The 25,569-nt window shown below is 39.2% G+C and carries 20 protein-coding genes; 13 read left to right on the forward strand and 7 right to left on the reverse strand.

Annotated features, from left to right (window positions below; genetic code table 11):
• Positions 1-41: 41 nt before the first annotated feature.
• From NYE63_RS12070 to NYE63_RS12080, 3 genes are read right to left on the reverse strand one after another with little or no spacing between them, the layout of a single operon-like run.
• Positions 42-1,901: an ABC transporter ATP-binding protein gene (locus tag NYE63_RS12070; RefSeq protein WP_342605307.1), complete on the reverse strand. Its 1,860-nt coding sequence runs from the start codon at positions 1,899-1,901 to the stop codon at positions 42-44.
• Positions 1,898-3,622: an ABC transporter ATP-binding protein gene (locus NYE63_RS12075; RefSeq protein ID WP_342605308.1), complete on the reverse strand. Its 1,725-nt coding sequence runs from the start codon at positions 3,620-3,622 to the stop codon at positions 1,898-1,900. Before NYE63_RS12075 ends, NYE63_RS12070 begins: the two co-directional genes overlap by 4 nt.
• A complete protein-coding gene (locus NYE63_RS12080; protein ID WP_342605309.1) occupies positions 3,619-4,098 on the reverse strand; it encodes a MarR family winged helix-turn-helix transcriptional regulator in 480 nt (159 codons plus the stop codon). Before NYE63_RS12080 ends, NYE63_RS12075 begins: the two co-directional genes overlap by 4 nt.
• Positions 4,099-4,590: 492 nt before the next feature.
• On the opposite strand from NYE63_RS12080, the gene NYE63_RS12085 reads away from it, so the two are divergent.
• The 5 genes from NYE63_RS12085 to NYE63_RS12105 all read left to right on the forward strand — a co-directional run bounded on the left by NYE63_RS12085 (position 4,591) and on the right by NYE63_RS12105 (position 10,182).
• Positions 4,591-5,586, forward strand: a complete 996-nt coding sequence (locus NYE63_RS12085) for a thiamine pyrophosphate-dependent dehydrogenase E1 component subunit alpha (RefSeq protein WP_342605310.1) — start codon at positions 4,591-4,593, stop codon at positions 5,584-5,586.
• 12 nt (positions 5,587-5,598) lie between these two features.
• The gene (locus NYE63_RS12090; protein WP_342605311.1) at positions 5,599-6,582 is read left to right on the forward strand and encodes an alpha-ketoacid dehydrogenase subunit beta; all 984 of its coding nucleotides are present in this window, start codon (positions 5,599-5,601) and stop codon (positions 6,580-6,582) included.
• A gap of 493 nt (positions 6,583-7,075) precedes the next feature.
• Complete coding sequence (locus tag NYE63_RS12095) at positions 7,076-7,999, forward strand: EamA family transporter (protein WP_342605312.1); 924 nt, start codon at positions 7,076-7,078, stop codon at positions 7,997-7,999.
• 496 nt (positions 8,000-8,495) lie between these two features.
• Complete coding sequence (locus NYE63_RS12100) at positions 8,496-9,473, forward strand: ring-cleaving dioxygenase (RefSeq protein WP_342605313.1); 978 nt, start codon at positions 8,496-8,498, stop codon at positions 9,471-9,473.
• A 109-nt stretch (positions 9,474-9,582) separates the two neighbouring features.
• Positions 9,583-10,182, forward strand: coding sequence for a nitroreductase family protein (locus NYE63_RS12105; protein ID WP_342605314.1), 600 nt, complete (start codon positions 9,583-9,585; stop codon positions 10,180-10,182).
• A 156-nt stretch (positions 10,183-10,338) separates the two neighbouring features.
• On the opposite strand, the gene NYE63_RS12110 is transcribed toward NYE63_RS12105, so the two are convergent.
• Positions 10,339-11,682 carry a PLP-dependent aminotransferase family protein gene (locus NYE63_RS12110; RefSeq protein ID WP_342605315.1) on the reverse strand — a complete coding sequence of 448 codons (1,344 nt, stop codon included), beginning with the start codon at positions 11,680-11,682 and terminating at the stop codon, positions 10,339-10,341.
• A 117-nt stretch (positions 11,683-11,799) separates the two neighbouring features.
• Between NYE63_RS12110 and NYE63_RS12115 the strand changes: the two genes are divergently transcribed.
• Together NYE63_RS12115 and NYE63_RS12120 are read left to right on the forward strand one after the other, a co-directional pair.
• On the forward strand, positions 11,800-12,756 hold the full coding sequence (locus tag NYE63_RS12115; protein WP_342605316.1) for a DMT family transporter: 957 nt from the start codon (positions 11,800-11,802) through the stop codon (positions 12,754-12,756).
• On the forward strand, positions 12,757-13,641 hold the full coding sequence (locus NYE63_RS12120) for an EamA family transporter (protein ID WP_342605317.1): 885 nt from the start codon (positions 12,757-12,759) through the stop codon (positions 13,639-13,641). It begins immediately after the preceding gene.
• Positions 13,642-13,900: 259 nt separating this feature from the next.
• Here NYE63_RS12120 and NYE63_RS12125 read toward each other — a convergent pair whose 3' ends face one another.
• The 3 genes from NYE63_RS12125 to NYE63_RS12135 form a co-directional block, all read right to left on the reverse strand.
• Positions 13,901-14,458: an MFS transporter gene (locus NYE63_RS12125; protein ID WP_342605318.1), complete on the reverse strand. Its 558-nt coding sequence runs from the start codon at positions 14,456-14,458 to the stop codon at positions 13,901-13,903.
• Entirely contained in the window at positions 14,455-15,885 is a 1,431-nt protein-coding gene (locus tag NYE63_RS12130) for an FAD-binding oxidoreductase (RefSeq protein ID WP_342605319.1), read from the reverse strand. Before NYE63_RS12130 ends, NYE63_RS12125 begins: the two co-directional genes overlap by 4 nt.
• 165 nt (positions 15,886-16,050) lie before the next feature.
• Complete coding sequence (locus NYE63_RS12135; RefSeq protein ID WP_342605320.1) at positions 16,051-16,656, reverse strand: TetR/AcrR family transcriptional regulator; 606 nt, start codon at positions 16,654-16,656, stop codon at positions 16,051-16,053.
• A gap of 483 nt (positions 16,657-17,139) precedes the next feature.
• Here NYE63_RS12135 and NYE63_RS12140 point away from each other — a divergent pair, with 483 nt between their 5' ends.
• The 6 genes from NYE63_RS12140 (at position 17,140) to NYE63_RS12165 (ending at position 25,524) form a co-directional block, all read left to right on the forward strand.
• Complete coding sequence (locus NYE63_RS12140) at positions 17,140-18,459, forward strand: MFS transporter (RefSeq protein ID WP_342605321.1); 1,320 nt, start codon at positions 17,140-17,142, stop codon at positions 18,457-18,459.
• A 319-nt stretch (positions 18,460-18,778) separates the two neighbouring features.
• Complete coding sequence (locus tag NYE63_RS12145) at positions 18,779-20,248, forward strand: helix-turn-helix transcriptional regulator (RefSeq protein ID WP_342605322.1); 1,470 nt, start codon at positions 18,779-18,781, stop codon at positions 20,246-20,248.
• Between the two features lie 194 nt (positions 20,249-20,442).
• Positions 20,443-22,116, forward strand: a complete 1,674-nt coding sequence (gene hutU, locus NYE63_RS12150; RefSeq protein WP_342605323.1) for a urocanate hydratase — start codon at positions 20,443-20,445, stop codon at positions 22,114-22,116.
• The gene (gene hutI, locus NYE63_RS12155) at positions 22,116-23,414 is read left to right on the forward strand and encodes an imidazolonepropionase (protein ID WP_342605324.1); all 1,299 of its coding nucleotides are present in this window, start codon (positions 22,116-22,118) and stop codon (positions 23,412-23,414) included. Before hutU ends, hutI begins: the two co-directional genes overlap by 1 nt.
• A gap of 246 nt (positions 23,415-23,660) precedes the next feature.
• Positions 23,661-23,813, forward strand: coding sequence for a hypothetical protein (locus tag NYE63_RS12160; protein ID WP_169803980.1), 153 nt, complete (start codon positions 23,661-23,663; stop codon positions 23,811-23,813).
• Positions 23,814-24,138: 325 nt separating this feature from the next.
• Entirely contained in the window at positions 24,139-25,524 is a 1,386-nt protein-coding gene (locus NYE63_RS12165; RefSeq protein WP_342605325.1) for an MFS transporter, read from the forward strand.
• Positions 25,525-25,569 lie beyond the last annotated feature (45 nt).

The raw sequence follows: 25,569 nt of genomic DNA on the forward strand, positions 1-25,569 counted from the left end.
AGAGAGGCTCGATTTCGATTGGAAATTGAGCCTCTTTCTTATTATCCAGCTACATTTTCAGTGAACTGACTATTGTATAGCTCTGCATAGAAACCATTCTCCTTTAAAAGGTCTGAATGCGTTCCCTTCTCTATCACTTTTCCTTGATCCATAACAAGAATCAAATCTGCATCCTTAATCGTTGAGAGACGGTGGGCAATGACAAAGCTAGTTCGTCCTTCCATCAGTCGGTTCATGGCCTTTTGGATAAAGACTTCTGTCCGAGTGTCCACACTAGACGTCGCTTCATCCAATATCATGATTGGTGGATCTGCTAGAACAGCTCGGGCGATTGTCAAAAGCTGCTTTTGGCCTTGTGAGATGTTCGAAGCTTCTTCGTTTAAGATTGTCTCATAACCATCTGGCAGTGTCCGAATGAAATGGTCGGCATGTGCAGTGCGGGCAGCTGCAAAAATTTCTTCATCAGTTGCTCCAATTTTGCCATAAGCGATATTTTCTTTAATCGTACCATTAAAGAGCCAGGTATCTTGAAGTACCATACCAAAATTCTTTCGAAGATCATTCCGTGACATAGTCCGTGTATCAAGACCATCAATATTAATCTTTCCGCCATTGAGTTCATAAAATCTCATCAAGAGATTTATCATAGTTGTTTTTCCAGCACCAGTCGGTCCAACAATTGCAACCGTCTGTCCAGGCAAGACATCGATGTTCATATCTTCAATTAACATTTCTTCCCCATATCCAAAGTCCACATGTTCAAATGAGACAGCACCATTTGCCCTTTTTATATTAGCTGTGGTTTGTTCTTTCATTTCCTCTTCTTCATCAAGTAGTTCAAAAACACGCTCAGCGGCTGCAACCGTCGACTGAATAATGTTAGCGATGTTAGCCGTTTGTGTGATTGGCTGGGTGAACTGCTTTGAATATGTGATGAATGCTTGAATGTCACCAATTGAAATCGAACGTTGCGTTACCAATATTCCGCCAACAACGCTGATGAGGACATAGCTCAAATTTCCGATAAAGAACATCACGGGCATGATGATACCCGATATAAACTGGGCTTTGCTTCCCGCTTTATACAATTCTTCATTAACCGCAGTAAACTGGGCACTCGCCTTTTTTTCATATCCGAATGCTTTAACGACTTGATGGCCGGTATATATCTCTTCAATGTGACCATTTAATTGTCCGAGTTTACGCTGTTGATCGGCAAAATATTTTTGGGATCTTTTTAAAATAGGCCGGATTGCAAATATTGACAAAGGTAAGCTGACTATCGAGATTAATGTCAATAACGGGCTTATCGAAAGCATCATGATGATAATCCCCAAAATCGTTACGATTGATGTGATGAACTGCGTTAAGCTTTGCTGAAGGGTGCTCCCGATTGTATCAATATCATTTGTCATTCGGCTAAGTGTTTCTCCGTTTGGACGTCCTTCAAAATATTTAAGTGGAAGTTTCTCGAGCTTTTCGTTCACATCTTCTCGAAGATCATATACCGTGTCTTGTGCAACACTTGACATAATGTATTGTTGTACATAGTTGAAAAGGCTGCTTAAAGCATAAAGTCCGGCAAGGAGTAGAAGGATTTGGCCAATTTTATCAAAGTTAATAGCTGCTCCTGGTATTCCCTGGAATTTCCCGTAAGCTCCTTCGAATAATTCTGTAATTGCATTTCCCATGATCTTTGGTCCAACAATCATAAAAATCGTACTCATGATTGCAGCGAAGAACACGGAAATCAATTTGTTGCGCCGCGGTTTTAAATAGCCCAATAGACGTTTTAGTGTTCCTTTAAAATCTTTTGCTTTTTGACCCATCATCATCATGTTACCGCCACCAGGACCATGCCCAACCTGACCGCCGCCTTGAGGTTTTTTTTGATTACTCATGCAATTTCCTCCTCTGTGAGCTGTGATAAGGTGATTTCACGGTAAATGTCGTTTGTACTAAGCAACTCTTGGTGTGTACCCATACCTACAATTTTGCCTTCGTCTAACACAATGATTCGGTCAGCGTCCACCACCGTACTGACACGCTGTGCAACGAGTAATACCGTCGAATTTTTCGTTTCATCTTTCAGGGCTGCGCGAAGGTTGGCATCCGTCTTGAAGTCAAGTGCAGAAAAACTATCATCGAATATATAAATATCGGGTTTCCGAATGAGTGCCCGTGCAATCGAAAGCCGTTGTTTTTGCCCTCCTGATAGGTTTGAACCGCCTTGTTCGATTTCTGCCTCATAGCCGCCTTTCATGTTGCTGATAAAATCTTCCGCTTGCGCGATCCGAGCCGCATGCTCAACTTCAGCTTGTGTAGCTGTTTGTTTTCCAAAGCGAATGTTTTCAGAGATAGTACCTGTAAAGAGGACAGCCTTTTGTGGTACAAAGCCAATTTTTGAACGAACTTCATCTTGTGATGACTTACGAATATCAACACCATTGACGCGAATCGTTCCACTTGAAATATCATAGAAGCGAGGGATCAAATTGACCAGCGTCGTTTTCCCTGAACCTGTTCCACCGATTATTGCGGTGATTTCACCAGGACTTGCAGAAAAACTAATATCCGATAATGCATGTTCTTCTGCTCCTGGGTAACTGAACGTCACATTTTCAAATTCAAGTGTACCGTGTTCACGATCTGCCTTTTCTGTCCCCTCATCTAGGAATGAAGGTTTCATGTCAAGGACTTCGTTTATCCTTTTTGCCGACACGGCCGCTCGTGGAACCATAACGAACATCATGGATGCCATAACGAGTGCGAACATAATTTGCATAACATATTGGATAAATGCCATTAAGTCCCCGATCTGCATACCGCCGTTATCAATACGAACTCCACCAAACCAAATGATACCAACAACCGTCAAGTTCATTACAAGCATCATTACAGGCATCATGAAGGCCATGATTTTATTGACTTTGATCGAGACATCGGTCAATTCTTTATTCGCTTTCTTAAGACGTTCTTTCTCTTGTGTTTCACGATTGAAGGCACGAATGACGCGAATACCAGTTAAATTTTCTCGTAATACAAGGTTCAACCGGTCTAATTTTTTTTGCACCGTTTGAAAGAGAGGCACACCTTTATATAGAATAAGCAAGATTGACCCAATCAATAAAGGCATTGTGACAACAATGACAAGAGATAATTTTGCATCCATGGAAACAGCCATGATCACTCCGCCGATTAACATGATAGGTGCACTGATAACCATGCGAAGCATCATGATAACCACTTGCTGGACTTGTGTTATATCATTGGTCGTCCTTGTAATCAATGATGCCGTACCGACTGCATCAAATTCTTGTAACGAAAATTTTTCAACATGATTAAAGACTCTCAGGCGGAGATCGCGTCCCATTCCCATAGCCGCTTTGGACGAATAGTAGCTTGCGATTATGGATGCACAAGCGCCAAGTGCGGAAACCAACAGCATCAAACCACCGATTTTCCAAATGTAAGGAGTGTCTCCTAGAACGACACCTTTGTCAATAATATCAGCCATTAGTGTAGGCAAAAAGAGGTCCGACATCGATTGAATAAAAACCAGACCGATAACTGCTGAAATAATCCACTTATAAACGGATAAATTTTTCAGTATTTTTATCATTTTGTACACTCTCCCTGTTCGGTTGCTTGTGCTTCTAAAAAGTTTGTAATTTGAAGATGCGTTTCTAGTAAATTTTCAAACTGTTCTTCGGAAAGCGTTTCAATGGCTGTTTGAAAGACTTGGTGAATGCTTCCTTCGTGAAAATGAATCGTTTTTAATAAATTTTCCCCCTGATCGGTGATTGACAACTGAATCTCACGCCGGTTTCCCTCCACATGCTCACGATGGAGCATGCCTGTGCGAACGAGACCATCGACCGCTTGGCTCAAGGTGCTTTTGGGAAGAAATGTTTTCTCCCCGACATTTTTTTGAGTGGTCTCTTTGTAAAGGGTAATTGTCATCAAAATGGAATATTGAGGAACTGTTAATCCATTTTCTGAGGCTGTCTTTTGAACGAACCGCATTATATTTTTCTGCACGTTCCAAAATGAACGCAATAGTTGTACGGAACGCATTAATTGTTTTTCATTCTCCACTCAACATCACCATTCTTTCTTTTTTAAACTGTTCCATTTTGAACATTTAATTTTATGAATCATTTTAATTTACTTCTATTTTTCCGCTTAGTCAACAAAAAAACAACTTCAACACCCCGGGGGTCATTAGCTTTGGTGCATACAAGGAAATGAGTTTTAAAGTCAGGCGAGGCTTTCGCGTGAAAACAAATCATACAATGTGAAATTAACTTGAAAATGTGAACTGAAAAGTGTTAGGATAATATTGAGTTAGTACCAGGTAATAATAGTAGATGATAACGCAAATGAGAATGTACGGGTGTTAAATGGCAACTTTTCTTCCGTAGATACATAACAGGATTTAAGTTTGCGAGACAAACAAACAGTTAATAAGAAAGATTGGTAATTTGTGATACAGAGCCCCATTTTAAATAAGGTGCCAGTATGAGGAAAACATTCTGGTTTTAACGGGGGAATGTTTTAATTATTAGGTATTAGGAGGGATGATGACATATGGATAAAAATCGTCATCTACAGGCAGGACTGAGTGATGAGCAGGTGCTTGAAATGTATAGAATTATGTTGTTGGCAAGACGAGTGGATGAACGGATGTGGCTGTTGAACAGATCTGGAAAAATTCCATTTGTCGTTTCTTGTCAAGGGCAAGAAGCAGCTCAAGTGGGGGCTGCATTTGCATTGAATCGTGAAAAGGATTATATCCTTCCTTATTATCGGGATCTCGGAGTGGTGCTCGCGTTTGGGATGACCGCCAGGGATTTGATGTTATCAAGTTTTGCAAAAGCAGAAGATCCAAATTCAGGCGGGCGTCAAATGCCTGGGCATTTTGGGCAAAAAAAGAATCGCATCGTGACGGGATCTTCGCCAGTTACCACTCAAGTGCCACATGCAGTGGGGATTGCACTCGCTGCAAAAATGGAAGGAAAAGATATTGTTTCATTCGTTACATTCGGAGAGGGTTCATCAAACCAAGGTGATTTCCATGAAGGAGCAAATTTCGCAGGTGTACATAAACTTCCTGTTATCTTGATGTGCGAGAATAATCAGTATGCCATTTCCGTACCTATTGAAAAGCAATTGGCTTGCGAGAAAGTGTCGGACCGGGCCATTGGTTATGGCATGCCAGGAGTGACGGTTGATGGAAATGACCCGATCGAAGTATACCGGGTGGTGAAAGAAGCGGCCGAGAGAGGCAGGCGTGGTGAAGGACCAAGCTTAATCGAAACGGTTTCATACAGGCTTACACCACACTCAAGCGATGATGATGATAGTCAATACAGGTCGCCTGATGAAGTGTCGGAGGCAAAAAAAATAGATTCGATCATCACTTTCGGTGCCTATTTAAAAGAAGCAGGAATCATGGATGATCAAATGGAGAAACAAATGAACGAGGAAATAATGGAAGTTGTGAACGAAGCGACGGACTATGCGGAAAATGCTCCATTTGCGAATGAAGACACGCTCTCAAAATACGTTTACGCAGAAAGGTAAGGAGGAAAGAAGATGGCAGTGATATCTTATATAGATGCCGTGATAATGGCGATGCGGGAAGAAATGGAACGTGATTCCCGTGTATTTGTCTTAGGTGAGGACGTAGGGATAAAAGGCGGAGTTTTTAAAGCGACTTCAGGGTTATACGATCAATTCGGTGAACAGCGTGTCATTGATACCCCGCTTGCTGAATCCGCAATCGCAGGAGTCGGCATCGGTGCGGCCATGTATGGAATGAGGCCGATTGCGGAAATGCAATTCGCTGATTTTATCATGCCTGCAATCAACCAAATCATTTCAGAAGCTGCAAAAATCCGTTATCGCTCCAATAATGACTGGCATTGCCCTATCGTCATCAGAGCTCCCTACGGTGGGGGAGTACATGGGGCGTTATACCATTCACAATCCGTTGAAGCCATTTTTGCCAATCAACCGGGACTTAAAATTGTCATGCCCTCTACACCCTATGACGTGAAAGGGTTATTGAAAGCAGCCATTCGTGATGATGACCCAGTCCTTTTCTTTGAACATAAACGAGCCTATCGCCTAATTAAAGAAGAAGTGCCGAATGATGATTATGTTTTACCCATTGGTAAAGCGGATGTAAAACGTGAAGGCGAGGACGTTACAGTGATTACATACGGACTTTGTGTTCACTTTGCGCTTCAGGCAGCTGAAAGGCTGGCCAGTGATGGCATATCTGTTCATATACTTGATTTACGAACCGTTTATCCATTAGATCAAGAAGCCATTATGGAAGCTGCATCTAAAACAGGAAAAGTCCTATTGATTACTGAGGATAATAAGGAAGGGAGCATCATTAGTGAAGTATCGGCGATCATTGCAGAAAACTGCCTTTTCGATCTCGATGCCCCAATCATGAGACTTGCGGGTCCGGATGTTCCAGCAATGCCATATTCACCATCATTAGAGAAATCCTTCATGGTTAATCCTGAAAAAGTGGAAAAGGCACTGCGGGACCTGGTTGCCTACTGAACGAACCTTAAAATAGAACAAACAAAGCATCCTCCATCTGGGGGATGCTTTGTTTGTTCCCGTGATTGATCATGCCGATGAAAAATCAATTAAGGAAATCCCCAAGGATGTCCGTGAACTTGACCAAAAGTATGAACAGTTAAGTTGAAACCTGAAGTGATATAAAAGTAAAAACATAGTAATCACTTGATTTATTAGGTGACAAACTAAACTTTAGCACGGAATTTAAACGGGTGGTAGGCTGAAGAAACGAAATAACAAGCTGCGTTTTTTACTTCATTTTTCAGAAGAAGGCAAGCCTGGACACTGGCTTGCCTTCTTTAATGAACTCAAGCCTCTTTAGTTTTTTAAGACATCTTTATCTTGCCTTTATAGGGTGTTGTTTCGATTTTGGCAGAAAAAAATTTCAAGTTCATCTTATATATATAGCAAGATTTTATATGAAATCTCTAACAATGTTTGTCATAATAGGAATGTAGGAAGGGGGAACATCATGCTTCGATTATACGGGGCTTTAATCGGTCTTAGTTTGATATGGGGTTTATCATTTGTTTTTATGAAGTGGATGCTCCCGTCAGCGGGCATTTGGGGCATTGTGTTTCTCCGCTGTTTTGCGGGTGCCGTTGTTCTGCTTCCCATTTTATGGTGGAAGCGCAGGGAAATCAACTGGAAATTGCCGTGGAAAGCACTGGTCGTTGTCGGAATCTTCAATTGCGGATTAGCATGGGGATTAATATCTTTAAGTGAAACAGAGATTAACAGCAGCACGGCATCGATTCTAAATGCAACCACTCCCATCTGGACGGGGATCATCGGATTTATCATTTTTTCATACGTTCTAACCGCTCGACAATGGATGGGCATTCTAATTGGTTTTTTCGGAATTCTAGTATTGATGGATTTTCAAATCGGTCAGCTTTTTGGAAAGGAATTCATCGGGATTGGGACAATGCTGCTAGCGTCCATCTGTTATGGATTTGCCGGTCATTTTACCAAAAGGTTTCTTTCCAGTACCAGCATATTGGTCATTACGGTGTTTACGCTGCTCACGGGTGCCGTTATCGGTTTGATCGGGATGCTAATAACAGAGCCGATTAATCCACTGATGTTGATGGAACCGCTGACGATTTTCGCCATAGTCGGTCTTGGGTGCTTTGGCTCTGGGCTTGGCCAGCTGATCTATTTCTACATCAATAAAAATGGCAGCCCAGAGTTAGCCGCATCGGTTACATACCTTATTCCTGCAACCGCTATGGTTTGGGGGTATGTCTTGCTTGGAGAAGCGATAAATCCTAATGTAATTATTGGCCTGTTGATTATTTTCGCAGGAGTTTATCTTTCTTCTAAGAAGTCAAAAGAAAATGATGGCACAAACTCTTCATCCGGAAAACAAGAGAAATTGCATCACGTAAAATAAGAAACCAAAACGAAATAGCCCTCACGTAAAGATTTTGTTTTTTCTGGGGGCTTTCGTAATGAAACACATTAATAGTTTTACTTAATTCTGATTCTTTTGCAAAAGAAGTGATTGATTGTCTTTGCCGCATTTATAGATATAGACATTAACCCATATAAAGAATGGAATTTGCTTTAGAATGGATATTCTTTCGAAGAATATTTAGAATCAATTTCTCCTATTATAGAAAGGAAAATTGACAGTGGTGTTTTTTTTGCCTGAAAATATTTTGATTTTGAGATATATTAATTTGAGATAATGTTATTGACAGTGAATAGTATTCATGATAAATTATCCTTAAGTAAAGATAATTTAATTCGAGATAATAAAATGTATGTAAAACCTTATAACAAACGTCTTTAATGAATAACCTACCTCTTCTTGAAGGAAAATTATAGGGGATTAATGAAAAGCTGAACAGCCAAAATTTGAATCGTTTTAATGGGAGGAATAATTTATGAATGGATTAAAAGGTATACACCACGTAACGGCCATAACAAGTAGTGCAGAAAAGAATTATGAATTTTTCACATATATATTAGGCATGCGTTTAGTCAAGAAAACAGTTAACCAAGATGATATCCAAACCTATCACCTGTTTTTTGCCGACGATGTTGGCGGTCCAGGTACTGACATGACATTCTTCGATTTTCCTGGTATTCCTAAAGGAGTACATGGGACTAATGAGATTTCAAAAACATCCTTCCGTGTACCGAATGATGCGGCATTGGAGTATTGGGTGAAGCGCTTCGACCGCTTAGAAGTAAGGAATACAGGAATCCAAGAACAATTTGGAAAAAAGATCTTAACATTTGTGGATTTTGATGATCAGCAATATCAATTGATCTCAGACGAAAATGATGAAGGAGTTGCAGCTGGGATTCCTTGGCAAAAAGGACCGATTCCTCTTGAATACGCTATTACAGGATTAGGACCAATTTTCATACGGATCGCCAACTTCGATTACTTTAAAGAAATGATGGAAAAAGTTCTATTATTCAAAGAAATAGACAAGGAAGGATCATTTCACTTATTTGAAGTAGGGGAAGGTGGGAATGGTGCACAAGTGATTGTCGAGCATAATTCGATCCTTCCTCAGTCACGGCAGGGTTTTGGGACTGTTCACCATACAGCCTTCCGTGTTGAAGACCGTTCCGTTCTGGAAGAATGGATCAAACGAATGGAAAGCTTCCAATTTCATACGTCTGGTTATGTTGATCGTCACTTTTTTGAGTCGCTTTACGTGCGAGTGGCGCCGCAAATTTTATTCGAGTTTGCCACGGATGGTCCTGGATTTATGGGGGATGAGCCGTATGAAACGCTTGGGGAAAAGTTATCTTTACCACCGTTCTTAGAACCGAAAAGGGACCAAATCGAAAAGTTGGTCCGTCCCATTGATACAGTACGAAGCACCAAGGAAATCATTAAAGAATAATTGACAATCTTTAGCGAATGATAAGTTGGTTTATGCCCATACTAAAACAGGTAGAAATAAAAAATGGAATAATCATTTGATATAGAATAATACACTGGAGGAATGACTCATGACAAAAGATTTTTACACGGCCATTAAAGAGAGACGTTCATATTATGGAATCAATAAAGAAGTCCAAGTATCGGATGAGAAAATTAAAGAAATTGTTGAATTTGCGGTAAAACATACGCCATCGGCTTTTAATTCCCAATCTTCCCGCCTGGTTGTTTTGACAGGATCGGCGCATGATAAATTATGGGATATTACGACGCAAGCTTTAAGGAAAGCGGTTGGTGATGGAGATTTCTCTGGCACTCAACAAAAAATGGATTCCTTTAAAGCGGGATATGGTTCAGTATTATTCTTTGAAGATGAATCTGTTGTGAAATCACTTCAAGAACAATTTGCAACTTATGCCGATAACTTTCCAATCTGGTCACAACAAACATCAGGCATGCATCAATTAGTTGTTTGGACTGCACTTGAAGCAGAAGGATTGGGAGCAACTTTACAGCATTATAATCCTCTAATTGATGAAGATGTGAAAAAAGAATGGGATGTTCCAAGTAATTGGAAATTGATTGCACAAATGCCATTTGGAAATCCAACAGCTCAACCGGGCGATAAAGAATTCAAACCACTTGAAGATCGTATAAAATTTTATAAATAAAGAGGACTGATAATAGCAACTTTGTTGAGAGCCAATTCTAATTGGCTCTTTTTATTTGTGCTCATTTGCCCATATTTTTTTGTTTTACAATAAGATAAAATATTTTCACTATTTTTTGTTTATTGCACTGTGTGGAAAGTGACTATACCTAAAGTTTTATAAGTAATAATTTTGCTTTTTATTCAATTCTTTAAAAATAAGAGCTATTCCTTGGTCAAGCTTTTGTATATTTGTATTGGACACGTTTAGTTTTAATATTTTTTCCTGGTGAAAGCCATCTATATAATTTTGACCTATAGTCTCTACCAGTACTTGTTGATTTTGTAAGTTTTTGATGAGGTGAGCACTATTTAAACGATGAGGCAGTACGATATGTGCATTCATACATATTGATGCTGGGCGATAAAAGCCTGGTGTAGAGTACTTTTCTAGAGCATCATATAGCAAGTTTGCACGCCCTAAATAGGAGAGCCGTACCTTGTTTCTATGGCGTTCAAACATTCCGCTTTTTATGTAGATTTCCAAGGCTGCTTGTGAAATCATGGAACTGTCAATATCAGCTGTTCTTTTATATAGTTGGAAGCTGACCGCTAATGGTTTAGGTAATACGGCAACACCTATACGTAGTCCTGGAAACATTATTTTAGAGAAGCTTTTTAAATAAATGACCATTTGATGAGTATCACCGGAAAAAATGGGGTCTACCTTCATATTCTCTTCGAAATCTGCTAAATAATCATCTTCTACAATATAGACACCATACTTTACAGCAAGTTTTAGTATCTCTTCTCTGTCCTTTTTAGAGTAAGAAGTCCCTAACGGATTATGGAAACGAGGCATCGTATAAAAGAATTTAATTTCCTGACTGCTAAAAATCCGCTCTAATTCCTCTAAATCAATACCTTCTGCAGTTCGTTGGATTCCTAGCACGGAAATCTCGTACGCTTTCAATTGTTCCACAAATAGATGATAACTAGGCTGTTCAACAAGTATATGGGTACGTTCATTTGGAAAAGGGATGAACGTTAATAAGGAAAGTGCTTGTTGCACGCCAGAAGTAATGAAAATCTGTTCTTCTTTGGCGAAAACCTGATACTGCTCTAATTGTTTTTGTATCACTTTTATTAAAGAGGGTAGTCCTTTTGGAGTGCCATAGATAAACAATTCCTGCTGATAGGTATCGATGGCTTTGTTGATGCAATGTTGAAAGTCATGATACGGAAATTGATGCCAAGCGGGAGCGGAAGTAACAAAGTCGATTTCTTCTGTTGGTTCACTTTTACCATCAAATACTTTTTGAACGACATAATATCCACTTTTAGGAACCGCGTAGATTAAATGCTTCTTTTCCAATTCTTGCAGAGCTTTCAAAACTGTACTTTTACTACATTGATGTTGTTCGCTTAATTGACGAATCGATGGGAGTTTAAACCCCGCTTTGAGCTGTCCATTCTGGATGAGAGATTCAAATTCATTACACAAAGCTACGTATTTTAACATGAATACCTCCTAAAAACTGTACCGTTACAGATGCTTCTTATTTGTATTGTATCGTAGTGGAACTTTTAATACGATACTAACAACCGGCCGGGTGTTGAAAAGGAGGATTTATTCAATATGCCAGAACATAAAAAAGCCTATATTGCGGCGATACTATATGCCTTTGTTATTGGATTTTCATTTATTTTTACAAAAATATCATTAATGGAAGCGAGTCCGTTAGATACATTGGCACATCGATTTACGATGGCTTTTTTGATCGCGATAATTATTAAGCTGTATCGGAGGACATCAGTGAAAATGAGCGCAACCGATACTTTGAAAATTCTTCCGTTAGTGTTCCTTTATCCAATTTTATTCTTTACATTTCAAGTATTTGGGCTCGTATATACCTCATCTTCAGAAGCGGGTATTATCCAAGCGACCATACCAATTTTCACGTTATTATCAGCTTCATTATTTTTGAAAGAATATGCAGGCAAAGGTCAAAAAATTTCCCTTTATTTTTCTGTGATGGGGGTTATCTTTATCTTTGTCATGAATGACTTGCAACTTGCGGCTCACAGTTTGAAAGGAACGATCCTAATCTTATTATCCTCGATTGCCGCCGCTTTCTATAATGTGGTAGCGAGGAAGGTAACAAAGCAATATTCACTATTTATGTTAACTTATGTGATGACATTCTTTGGATTTGTGACTTTTAATAGTATGGCCATCATCAACCATATAATTAACCAATCTATAAGTAGCTTTTTATTACCCTTCACAAGTAGTGCATTCCTCATATCAATCGTATATCTTGGGGTATTATCGTCACTGCTTACCGCTTTTTTATCAAACTATGCATTATCTATATTACCAGCATCTAAAATGAGCGTTTTTAGTAATTTAGCGACATTGATTACGATTATAGCAGGGGTGAGTTTCTTACATGAATCGATTCATTATTATCATATTATAGGTGCAATCATTATTCTTGTTGGGGTAATCGGCACGAATTATTTTGGTGGAATTCAATCAAAGCATATTAGTAAGACTATTGTCGATCCATTGCTGAAAAGGGAGGTAAAGTGAATGAATAAATATGTGTTGTTACTCTTGATTAGTGGTATATGGGGATCTCAATTCTTCTTTATTGCATTAGTTATAGAAAATGTTGGGGTTATTACATTGTCAGCTATCAAAGCATGTATCGGCGGTATCTGTTTACTCTTCATTGGTTTTTTTTTAGCAAAAGAAGAGCGAAGAGTACCTAGGAGTTATTATAAATGGTATATAATCATTGCTTTTTTCGAGGTTGTACTACCATTCGTGTTTATTGCACAAGGCCAGAAATCGGTGCCTAGCAGTATCGCAGCGGTGCTGATTGGGATGGTTCCTATATTTACCATCCTCTTTTTACTAGCATTTTTCAAAAGAAAAAGCACAAGGCCGGAGATTACAAGTATCCTATCCGGATTTGCAGGTATTGTCTTCCTTTCCTGGCCAACACAAGGATTCCAAGACCTCACTAACAGTATTCAGGGTAACATCCTATTGATATTGGCTGCCATGAGTTTTGGATTATCATTGATTTTCATGGAGAAATTAAACGAGGGATCTTCTGTTATTCATATGAGAAATGTATTACTGATTGCCAGTGCATTGCTCATTCCCATGTCCCTTTTGTTTGAGCAATCTTTCAAATTGGATTTAGCACGATCTCAATCTATCTATTTAGCGATTTTAGGCATTTTCCATGCAGGTGTTGTTTATGCATTATTTAATAGGCTGATTCGGCAAGAAGGCGCATTATTTACTTCATATAGTAATTATATAGTGCCGGTCATTGGAATGATTTTAGGCTTTTTCTTTTTACATGAAGCGTTGTCTATTCATCAGTTGATTGGAATGGGCATAATTATGATGTCATTAGTTTTTTTAGACGGAAAAACAATAACCAAGTTGATAAGAAAGTAGTATTTTATTATATGTGCTCTGGTCCGTTATCTTTAATTGTACTAATAAACGCAGAAAGTTTAGAATACGTATATTTAACGAAACTAAATTGAGAAAAGGGGAGCAGGTTTAATATATCTTTGTAAGATCATTTTTTGTTTTTGATCCGCAAATGATTTATATAGTAGAAGAAGCATCTGCTGAGGTTAATGCAGATGCTTCTTCTACTAAAGGTAACTGATTTATTAGCGCTAACCAGTAATAAATGCTTATATTTTATTTATTCTGCATTAGATAGTGAAGCGTTTTTATCCATCTTCATTATGATAAATCCACTCCAGGCAAACATTAAGGATGCAAGGTAAAAGATACTGCCAATCGTTAAAAAGTCGACTAAATATCCGGTTGCAATCACCGCAGCTGCAGCACCGATGGATGTCCAAACATGGTAGTTTCCAATTTCCTCACCCGCTGTTTTCTTTGTAACATATCTTGCAAGTACCGTTTTTTCAGTGTTTTTTTGTACAGCCCCTAGTATCCCCATAATGATTTGCAGGAGATATACATGCCAAATTTCATATGCGAGAGGAAAGGCAAGAAGGATAAGTGCCATCCCCCATGAATAGATAAGGAGAAATGCTTTGTCACCGTCTCTGTCAGTGAATTTTCCGATTAAAGGATAGCATAGTGCTGCAGTCAGTGAGAATATTCCATATGCCCACCCGAATTGCGAATAACTGGTGCCTACATTTTTGATTAGCAAAATATAAAAAGGGAAAATCATGCTGGCAGCCATTCCAACAGTGCCTTGGTAAAAAACAAAACGTTTATAATTCATGAATGATACTCCTCATAGAAAAGATTCATGAAGCGATTATCAGGATCATATTTCTTCTTTAATCGAAAGAATTCCTCAGTACGCGGATACGCTTCAAATAATTGTGTCTTGGTTGGATACCCATAATAGGGCAAATAGTAGCTGCCGTTATGGTCAAGCGTCACATTAATCATGTTACGGATGACCCTTCCTGTATTTTCCTTACTTTCGTTATCTGTCCCTTGATTGATGAGCATCACTAGAGCGAACATATCATCCTTGGCATAGGACATGAGGGATTCATCATTATGTTCCACATAACGAATTGTAATGTTTAATAAATTAAAATCTTTCTCATCAGATAAGGTTCTTCTTAAATCATCGATATAATCAGCAAATTGATCAATCGGAACAAAGTATTCTTGCAGCACTTCGGTTTTGGATGGGTTGCTGTAATCCATAAAGGCAGAGTCCGACCGCATCACATTATTTCTCGAAACCAAGTTACCATTAATATTGGCCGTGTAGGATTTTTGAGTTTCCCAAAACCTTTTTTTACCCCGGTCATTATAACGTGAGAGGCCAAGAAAGAATTTAGGCACGGCAATGATCGTTTCCCGTTTGAGAGAATTGTAGCTAGATAGCTTTGTTTGGTCATTTGCCCTATAATAATCCGTTACATACATTTCATCCAAATAGGAGCCAGGAGCAACGGATATTCTTGCCAGATGCATTTTAACATCATCGTTTTGAAGAACATCCCTTTTAAAGTACGACGTATATTCATCATAATGGAGTGATTTAGTTTTAATTTTATAAAGTTCGTCATCGGTAAGGTGGAGTGTTACATCGAGAATTACTCCAAACAAACCATACCCGCCAATAACCGAATGGAAGAGCTCCGAATTTTCTTCGCGGCTCACTGTAAGGATTTGTCCTTTTGCGTTAAGTAATCTAAAAGATTCCACGGTTTCTATCAAGGCATGATGACGGATATCGCGGCCATGGACATTAACGCTCAAAGAACCGCCAATGGTAAAAATGTTTTGAGATTGACTGACCTTCAGTGCAAGTCCATATGGGTTTATATATTCCTGGAGAACAGCCCAGGTTGCTCCGCTTTGGACCGTGATGAGTTTTTCTTTTACATCCAAATCAAGTATTTCATCATAGTGCTTCATATCGAGCAGGATCCCGTTTGGATATAACGTTTGACCTCCTTGGCTATGCTGCATTCCGGCAATGGAAATTGGATCATCGTTTTTTTCGGCATCCAAAACAACCTTCTTGATTGCCTCTTCACTATCTTCTGCCTTTATCGATTTCATTTTAACTGGCATCAGCCGGCTGATATCTTCTGCAATAGGGTGGTCAAGCTTGAAATTAAAAGCCTGCAGTGATAATCCAAATAATAGTGCATATAGGGTGATAAAGAAAAATCGTTTCATGATATCTGGCTTTCGACTCCTTGTTTAATATGTCTGATACTCAATTGAAATAATGAAATGTATGAACTTTATAGACTAATGGAGTTACCCTTACCACTCAGTGAGAAAGGGGTTAATTTGAATTAAATGTCAGTTTTTCCGAAAATGAATCTTTTGTTTTATGTATTAGTTCTTAGTTTTCAGCCCATTAATGATTGTTTTGGTTAGCGGTATGGAAAGTGATTCCAAGCTTTGTTCTGAGTTGTTTAATCCCCAATGATAGATGATTCCCATCAGGCTTTGGATGATAAGCTGTGAAATTTCGTTAACTGATTGGTCAGTGTCAATGTTGTTTTGTTCTTTAGCCTCTTCAACTAATGAACGAATAATTTGGAAGAGTGAGCGATTTGAATTCAAAAAGTAAGTATGTTCTTTTGAATCTAAAGCGGAACTGTAAATCACTTTCATTAAATTTTTGCCCATTTCTTCTTCCAGAAAACGCATTAATTTGCATATGAAAATAAACAATTTCTCTGTAGCGTCCATATCGACTGGGAACGAACGGAAGACTTCGCGATAGTAATCATCGACTTCTATGAATCTAACTAAAAAAATGTCCGATTTCGCTGAAAAGTGTTGGTAAAATGACCCTTTTGATGTGCCGCTTTTTTTCACGATCTCGTCAACGGTAACTTTATCATAACCTTTTTCGCTAAATAGCTTTAAAGATATTTTTAAAATTTTTTCACGAGTCTTTTCTCCCCTAAGCTGTTTCTTTCTGGGTTCAATCATAAAAAACCTCCAAATGATAATTGACAGAATATTCCTGTATAGTTTAATATCAGACTACAGTCTAGTTAAATGATTGGTGGTCTATTTAATCTAACGTAGATCATGAATATTCACAACGCTTTCTTAATTGCATTTCGCACATTCAGAAAGCGCTTACAAAGTTTTGAGATCAAGTATGGGGAAGGTTAATTCAGGTTTAAATAGGATGTTTTTCAAATAGAAGAATTAGGTGAATAGTTTGTTATATTTTTCTTAAGATTCCTATACAATCGGTTACTGTCTTGTAGAAAGGCTTATTCCTCTTTAGCCCTGAGTATATGGATTGTATTTTTAATATTGTTGGATTCAGTATATGTAGATGGAGGGGGGTGGTATCAGGATAAATTGAGAGTCTAGGAATGAACCAGAATGTCGGGAATCAGGAAAAGAGATGTGCGGTAAACTTTTTTTGGAAATAGCAGAATGAAAAGGGAGGAAATAATCATGAATCATTCCAGTGGTGAAATTGAGAAAAGAACGATCAGTAAAACGATGAAACGGATTCTTCCATTTATCTTGATCCTGTATATCATCGCTTACTTGGACAGGGTCAATTTAGGCTATGCTGCTTTACAAATGAATGCTGAATTAGCCTTATCAGCTGAAGTTTTTGGATTGCTTTCTGGTATTTTCTTCATAGGCTATTTCTTTTTTGAAGTTCCTAGCAACATGATCATGCATAAAGTGGGAGCTCGGATATGGATTGCCCGTATAATGATTTCGTGGGGGCTTGTGGTAATATTAACAGGTTTTGCGCAAACAACGATGCATTTATATATTCTCCGTTTTTTATTAGGTGTCGCCGAAGCTGGTTTTTTCCCTGGTATTATTTTGTATTTAACTTATTGGTTCAGGGCCCGCGAAAGAGGAAGGGCAACAGCGGTTTTGCTTTTAGCCCTACCGATTGGCGGATTGATTGGTGCGCCTGTGTCGACATGGATTCTTGACAATATTACCTGGTTGGGTATGGCAGGGTGGAGATGGATGTTCATCCTTGAAGGCATTCCGGCCATTATTATTGGTGTTTTTGTTGTTTTCTATTTATCTAATAGACCGACGAACGCTAAATGGTTATCTAAGGAAGAAAGTGATTGGTTAGAAGGGGAATTGAGTGCGGAAAGGAAAGTTAGCTCGAAAATAAATAAAGTCACTAAGCTTGATATGCTGAAAGATTTGAAAATCTGGAAGTTGGCCATTTTTTATTTCGCAGGGTACACATCTATCTATGGATTGTCATTCTGGATGCCAACAATCATAAAATCTTTATCGGAAAATGCAACAACCAATTTAGAAATAGGCTGGTTAGCGATGATTCCATCGTTAGTCGGTATACCTGCCATTATGTTTGTAGGCTGGAATTCAGATCGGACCAATGAACATAAATCACACTTGCTCGTTTGTCTCATGATAGCAGTTGTCGGATTTATTGGGTGCGGATTTTCGGATAGTGTCTTTATGATGGTGCTTATGTTAACGATTACATCTTTCGGGTTATACGGATTCAGTGGATGTTTCTTTGCCTATATGACATTTTTCTTCACTGAGTCCACTGCACCAGTGGGAATAGCCTTAGTCAATTCATTTGCGGCTTTAGGCGGTTTTGTAGGACCGATGATTCTCGGAACTGTTGCATTTACTCAAGGGATGTTTATTTTATCTGGATTACTTGTTATAGGAGTCATCACCCTATTATCATTAAAACTGACAAGTGCTTCAGATGAAAACATCGTAAAAGAAGTTGAAGTCAATATTAATCAATTATAACGGTTCTAAATGTATTGAAGATTAAAAGTGACTAAAAAAGAAACATCATTGGAAATCACAAGGTTTCCATGATGTTTCTTTTTATATTTTCATATAGGAAGTACATATATATGGGATGAAAATTCCAGTTAAGCATGTCAATATTTAATCTATATCGCAGGTTCTGCCCAATAAGACTTGTTTGTAGTTTTCGGCGGGATTAGAATGGAGATGAGATACAAGTGCATTCGAAAAGACCAGGGATTCCTTTCCTTTTCTTTTCAAGTGCTGACTTCATATTTATTCATTACAGGAATAACAGCAGAAATGAGGTGATGATGTGGAAATTCATTTGGTGGCAAAAGATGAGATTGAGGCTCAAGGAATTCGGTGGATAGTGGAGTCCCACCTAACGGGAGTTAAACTGATCTTATGGAAAACGATTGAAGAATTTGAAAAGGGCATGCGCAATCAGCAACCGGAATTCGTTATTTTGGATATGGATATTTGGACGGATGATAGTGAGGCGATGGGTGTTTCGTTAAAGCGGAGGGGAATACGATGGTTAGGCATATCATCTGAGCGAATCTTTCAAACGGCTTATCGAGCCTTACGTTTTCGTGCTGAAGATGTTTTATTCCGTCCTTTTTCTTCGGCGGATTTGGTAAAACATATCCAACAATTGCGTTTTCAATTGAGAAATGGTCCAGGTCTTCTTTCGACAAACACTATGGATGATGAGAATTCTCTGGATATTGGGTATCCTGATTTCTTCTTGACAGACCGGAGGCATGAAAGTCGAATAACCATGGTCGCTTTTTTGACACCTGATAACAAGACCCTTCCTTTAGTTTATGATGAACTGCAACGATATTCTTTTACTGGGAAGAATCAAATCTTCGCTTTATCGGATTTTATTTTATGTGTTCAGGAAACAAAGGAAATGGAGGTATATAAGGAAGAGTACCAAGCGTTCCTTGCTCACTGGAAAGAAAGAATGGATGAGCCCCTTGCCATCATAATAAAAGCGGCAACTTCAGATGAGTCTTTAAAAAGGATGTATCAGCAAACACGTGAATTTACGAGACAAATCTTTTTCGATGGATATGATATCATTTTAGCCGAAAGTCAACAGACTTCTCCTCAAGAAATGGATCCATTCCTCACTCCTCTTGAACAAAGACTTTGGATAGAAATGCTCGAAAGGCGGGATGCGAAAGCCATCAGGAACTGGATTGAACGTGAATTCCTAACTTATGAACGACCATACCCTGACCCGGAAATCGTTCGTATTCGCCTTACAAGCGTACTCGCGCAGATTCGTAGGCATATGAAATCCTACAACTTGCAAACTGCCTCTTTAGAAGCAATATACTATGATGTATTTCAGCAAATTGTACATAAACCTGTCATTCATCAAATAGTAAAAGAGCTGCATGCATTCACCACCCATATGCTTCTGCAGGATCATGGACAATTACAGGAAGGGGCACGCACACTTTGCGAAAAAGCAAGAGAGCTGATCGAGTCCAACTATTGGGACGCCCAGTGGAATCTAGCGAGTTGTGCAGATACTCTGCGTATCAATAAAAGCACACTCAGCCGTCGTTTTGCAGCTGAATCCGGCGAGTCTTTTCGAAATACGCTGCATCAAGTTCGAATTAGGGAAGCTAAACGTTTATTAAAGGAAACGGATTTATCATTGGAGGAAATCTCACAATTGGCCGGCTATTCACATCAAACTTATTTCAATGCCAAATTCAAACTGCTTGAAGCTTGTACACCATCAGCATATCGGTCTGGATTATAAAAAAGGACGATTCAATATATGAATCGTCCTTTTTATTTATTTCATAACAATGTAATTTGTGAAATTACTCATAAAAAAATAAAGTTAACTACAAAAGATTGCGATAAATTATAAAATTATCATTAAATTATAATAAATTATTCTGAATTTTTCTTATAGAATGAAAATATAACAAAAACAAGGGGGAAATGAAAATGAACACGATTACAAACAAGGTTATCCGATATACAGGAACAGAATTGCATACAAAAGGATGGCAACAAGAAGCAGTGCTTAGAATGTTAATGAATAATTTGGATCCTGAAGTCGCTGAACGTCCAGAAGATTTGGTGGTATACGGAGGGATTGGGAAAGCAGCTCGTAACTGGGAATGCTTTGATGCAATCGTCAAATCACTAAAAGAGCTTGAAGAAGATGAAACTTTATTGGTCCAATCAGGGAAACCGGTGGCCATTTTTAAAACGCATTCGGATGCACCACGTGTCCTGCTTGCAAATTCAAATATCGTCCCTGCATACGCGAACTGGGAAACATTCCACGAACTTGATAAAAAGGGATTGATGATGTATGGGCAAATGACAGCAGGCAGCTGGATATATATTGGATCTCAAGGAATCGTACAAGGTACATATGAGACCTTTGCCGAGCTTGCAAAACAACATTTCAATAACTCGTTAAAAGGTACCATTACTTTAACGGCAGGTTTAGGAGGAATGGGAGGGGCACAGCCGCTAGCAGTTACAATGAACGGTGGTGTCTGTATCGGGATCGATGTAAATGAGACAAGAATTGACAGAAGGATCGAGACTCGTTATACCGATGTGAAAACGGATTCATTGGATGAAGCCATTCGTTTAGCCAATGAAGCTAAACTTGCAGGGAAAGCATTATCGATTGGTTTGATTGGGAATGCTTCCGATATTCTTCCGGAAATGATCGCAAGGAACTTCATTCCTGATGTCTTGACGGATCAGACTTCGGCCCATGATCCGCTAAATGGATATACACCTTCAGGTATGTCAATGGTGGAAGCGGCAGAATTACGAAATTCCGATCCAGAAAAGTATATTGAACTCTCTAAAGCTTCAATGGCCAAACATGTAAGAGCAATGCTTGAAATGATGGATAAAGGAGCCGTGACGTTTGATTATGGAAACAATATCCGTCAAGTTGCGAAAGATGAAGGGGTAGAGAATGCTTTTGACTTCCCAGGCTTCGTTCCAGCTTATATCCGTCCACAATTCTGTGAAGGAAAAGGTCCATTCCGCTGGGTGGCTTTATCTGGTGATCCAGAAGACATTTATAAAACAGACCAAGCAATTTTACGCGAATTCGCTGATAATGAACATTTATGTAACTGGATCAGAATGGCTCAAGAAAAAATCCAGTTCCAAGGTCTGCCTTCCCGCATATGCTGGCTTGGTTATGGGGAGCGCGCCCGTTTTGGTAAAATCCTCAATGATATGGTTGCAAGCGGTGAATTGAAGGCACCAATAGTGATTGGGCGTGACCATTTGGATTCAGGCTCTGTCGCCTCGCCGAATCGTGAAACTGAAGCCATGAAGGATGGTTCGGATGTAGTGGCTGACTGGCCGATCTTAAATGCAATGGTGAATGCAGTGGGCGGTGCAACCTGGGTTTCCGTACATCATGGCGGCGGCGTAGGAATGGGTTACTCCATGCATGCAGGCGTTGTAATTGTGGCAGACGGCACAAAAGAAGCAGGAGCAAGGATTGAGCGAGTGTTGACAACGGACCCTGGGATGGGTGTAGTGCGTCATGTTGACGCAGGATATGAACTGGCAGAGGAAACAGCACGTGAAAGAGGTATTAATATCCCGATGCTTGATAAAGGAATTGATAAATAATGACAAAACCAATTTGGATAAAACATGCCGCTCAACTTGCAACCCTTACCTCTGATAGGAAAGGTCCTCGTTCCAAGGAGGCAATGTCAGAGCTTGGGTTGATCGAAGATGGAAGTATATGGATGGAATCTGGTTTGATCCAAGCGATCGGTACGACCAAAGAATTGGAAGAACTCTATGCAGATAGAATGCATGAAGCGGAAGTCTTTGATGCAACTGGCCATTTGGTGACACCTGGGCTAGTTGACCCACATACGCATGTTGTATATGGCGGGAGTCGGGAACGTGAATTTGAAATGCGTCTAGAAGGCGCAACATATATGGATATTATGAACGCAGGTGGGGGCATCCATGCTACCACCCGCATGACAAGGGAAGCAAGTGAAGAAGAATTGATGGAGCAAACCATGCGACGACTTGATTCGTTTCTCGCTCATGGCGTGACTACAGTAGAAGGTAAAAGTGGTTATGGAATGAATTTGGAAACCGAATTGAAGCAGTTGCGTGTGATGAAAAAGTTACAGGAAGAGCATCCGATTGATTTAGTTCCTACCTTCATGGGAGCCCATGCGGTTCCAAAGGATTATAAAGGCCGTGAGGATGAATTTGTTGATCATCTGATTAATGATATGCTTCCAATCGTCTCTGAAGAAAAGCTTGCAGAATTCAATGATGTCTTTTGTGAAAAGGGGGTTTTTACCCCTGAACAATCTGAGCGGATTTTAAATGCGGGGAAAAAGTACGGCTTGATCCCTAAAATTCATGCTGATGAAATTGAGCCATACGGTGGAGCTGAATTAGCTGCGAAGATAGGAGCCATTTCAGCTGAGCATTTGTTAAAGGCTTCCGATGAGGGGATTACTGCTATGGCGAAGTCAGGCACCATTGCCTGCTTGCTTCCAGCTACCGCCCTGTATTTACGAGAAGAAGCGGCCCCTGGACGACGAATGGTTGATGAAGGTGTAGCTGTTGCCATTTCGACCGACTGCAATCCCGGATCTTCACCGACGACATCCATGCCGCTTGTCATGAATCTTGCATGCATTTCGATGCGGCTTACCCCTGCAGAAGCTCTAACGGCGGCGACATACAATGCTGCTTGTGCAATCAACAGGCAAGAAAAGGTCGGATCGCTTGAAGTTGGAAAACAAGCGGATGTCGTTTTATGGAATGTTGAAAACTATCAGGAGTTGCAATATTTATTTGGGGTCAATCACGTTAAGTCTGTATGGAAAAATGGTGTGCAAGTAGTGAATGACAGAGTGAAGACTGATTCCAAAAGCCTGACTGGACTTTAAAAATCACTAAAAAAAGATACGGCCTCAATTCTCAATCAATATCTACCCATTCCATCCGCTGTAAAAATCAGGGGATGGAATGGGCTTTTAGAAGTATTTATCAAATGTAATGGTGCTGAATGGTAGGATGGTGGTTTATCATCCTACCCATTGCCAGCGTTAAATGCTTTACTGCTTTACAGTGAAATTAAATGAAAGTGTTTTAAGGAAATCGTGGAAATGAATCTTCCATGTGGAGGGAATTTTATGTGGATAATCACTATCCATTCGAAAAATGGCATAAAAATGTTTGAGTTTACCACAGAAAAGGAAGCTAGGGAAAAATTCGAGGTAATAGAAGGCTGTAAAATCCTTAGTGAAGTCATTTATTTCAATGATTTATGGTTAGTTGAATCTTAAAATTAAGAAGAGAAACTATATATTCATAGCTTAAAAGACAAAAAAGATAGAAAAATATGAAATAAATTATAAAAAGATTGTTATTTCATAATTCATTGCTGAATTTTCATTATAGTATTAAGCTTAATCATAAAATGAAAAGCTAGCTGTAAAATAATTTCTAACATGCATGCAGGTGTACATTCCTTGTTTGGTAATGTCAGTAAAATATCATTATTTAGTGGAACTGAAATCTGTTCATTTAATATCAGGGACACTGCCGGAGTATTACAGTAATAGTTTTTTGATACATAAATCTGATAAATCAAAAAATGGAGGGGATTCTTTGAACGAACAAAAATTCACTATAGACGATGCCCCATTTAATAAGTTTCATTTTCGAATTGCTGGACTTACATTCGGTTCAAGCTTCTGTGATGGCTATTCCCTTGGGATCATTGCGATGGCATTGACAGTATTCGGGCCTCAAATGAACATGAATGCTATGTGGGCAGGACTGATCGGCAGTTCCGCTTTAATCGGTCTGTTTGCCGGATCTTTAATACTTGGAAGACTTTCTGATCGTGTAGGCAGACAGAAAATCTTTCTCGTAAACTTTTTACTTATCACGGTAGCTACTATTTTACAATTTTTTGTTAGTGGTCCGGAAGAACTTTTCATTTTACGGTTACTAATTGGTTTTGGACTTGGAGGAGATTATGCCGTCGGTACGACTCTACTCGCCGAGTTTTCACCAAAAAAGTATCGCTCCTCGCTCCTCGCATCTATAAACGTAGTATGGACGCTTGGATATGTAGCATCAAACTTTGTTGGTCATTACCTGGGACAGGTTGGTTCAGACTCATGGCGTTGGATGCTTGTTAGTGCTGCCATTCCTGCTATTGTGGTTTTAATCTTAAGAATAGGAACGCCTGAATCACCAAGATGGCTTGTCAGCATGGGGCGTGTCGAAGAAGCTCGCCAGATTGTAAAAAAACACCTTGGATCAAACGTTGAAATGGGAGAAACGATTACTGGTACTGAAAATCAAAGGACTCTAGGATTTCGTGGACTTTTCAGTAAAAAGCTTCGTAAGCGTACGGCTTTTGGTGGAATATTCAAATTAACTCTTGTTATTCCGTACTTTGCAATCTACACTTTCCTTCCGTCTATACTAAGTACAATGGGTTTTGAACAAAACTTTTTTGCCGATACCATGTTAAATCTATTCTTGCTTGTTGGGGCAATTTTTGGTCTTTGGTTGCTTGCAAAATTTTCTCGTAGAGGATTTACTATCGGGGCTTTCACGATCCTTACCGTTTCATTGTTTTCACTCAGCTTCTTACACAATGGTACTCAATTCTTAATGTTGATAGCCTTCTTGATCTTTACTTTTTTCATGTCAGCAGCATCAAACCTTACATTAGTATACCCAGCAGAGCTTTTTCCAACTGAGATCCGTGGATCTGGAATAGGTATGGTTACGGCAATTAGTCGAATTGGTTCTGCGATTGGAACATTTCTGCTGCCTGTTTCTTTAAGTTCATTTGGATTAAGTGCTTCAATGGCAGGAATGGCAGCAATTCTGCTGATTGGCTTGATCGTATCGATAGCCTGGGCACCTGAAACGAAGAATCTTTCTTTGCATGAAGCAAGTGACCCTTTGCTAGAAGCGGGAAACTTATCGAAGGGAACCGATATTCCCTTTACAGAAAATAAGAAAATAACATAAGATTAATTTCCAGTTAATAAATGAGAAGGACCAAATTTTTTTCTC

Origin of the sequence: Peribacillus sp. FSL E2-0159 (genome assembly GCF_038643155.1) — a bacterium.
GTDB lineage: Bacteria > Bacillota > Bacilli > Bacillales > DSM-1321 > Peribacillus > Peribacillus simplex.

Coding starts and splice junctions, on each gene's coding strand:
- hutU (WP_342605323.1), top strand. CDS start 20,443: ATGAACACGATTACAAACAAGGTTATCCGATATACAGGAACAGAATTG.
- NYE63_RS12085 (WP_342605310.1), top strand. CDS start 4,591: ATGGATAAAAATCGTCATCTACAGGCAGGACTGAGTGATGAGCAGGTG.
- NYE63_RS12130 (WP_342605319.1), bottom strand. CDS start 15,885: ATGAAACGATTTTTCTTTATCACCCTATATGCACTATTATTTGGATTA.
- NYE63_RS12125 (WP_342605318.1), bottom strand. CDS start 14,458: ATGAATTATAAACGTTTTGTTTTTTACCAAGGCACTGTTGGAATGGCT.
- NYE63_RS12120 (WP_342605317.1), top strand. CDS start 12,757: ATGAATAAATATGTGTTGTTACTCTTGATTAGTGGTATATGGGGATCT.
- hutI (WP_342605324.1), top strand. CDS start 22,116: ATGACAAAACCAATTTGGATAAAACATGCCGCTCAACTTGCAACCCTT.
- NYE63_RS12070 (WP_342605307.1), bottom strand. CDS start 1,901: ATGAGTAATCAAAAAAAACCTCAAGGCGGCGGTCAGGTTGGGCATGGT.
- NYE63_RS12105 (WP_342605314.1), top strand. CDS start 9,583: ATGACAAAAGATTTTTACACGGCCATTAAAGAGAGACGTTCATATTAT.
- NYE63_RS12090 (WP_342605311.1), top strand. CDS start 5,599: ATGGCAGTGATATCTTATATAGATGCCGTGATAATGGCGATGCGGGAA.
- NYE63_RS12075 (WP_342605308.1), bottom strand. CDS start 3,622: ATGATAAAAATACTGAAAAATTTATCCGTTTATAAGTGGATTATTTCA.
- NYE63_RS12140 (WP_342605321.1), top strand. CDS start 17,140: ATGAATCATTCCAGTGGTGAAATTGAGAAAAGAACGATCAGTAAAACG.
- NYE63_RS12095 (WP_342605312.1), top strand. CDS start 7,076: ATGCTTCGATTATACGGGGCTTTAATCGGTCTTAGTTTGATATGGGGT.
- NYE63_RS12135 (WP_342605320.1), bottom strand. CDS start 16,656: ATGATTGAACCCAGAAAGAAACAGCTTAGGGGAGAAAAGACTCGTGAA.
- NYE63_RS12110 (WP_342605315.1), bottom strand. CDS start 11,682: ATGTTAAAATACGTAGCTTTGTGTAATGAATTTGAATCTCTCATCCAG.
- NYE63_RS12160 (WP_169803980.1), top strand. CDS start 23,661: ATGTGGATAATCACTATCCATTCGAAAAATGGCATAAAAATGTTTGAG.
- NYE63_RS12115 (WP_342605316.1), top strand. CDS start 11,800: ATGCCAGAACATAAAAAAGCCTATATTGCGGCGATACTATATGCCTTT.
- NYE63_RS12100 (WP_342605313.1), top strand. CDS start 8,496: ATGAATGGATTAAAAGGTATACACCACGTAACGGCCATAACAAGTAGT.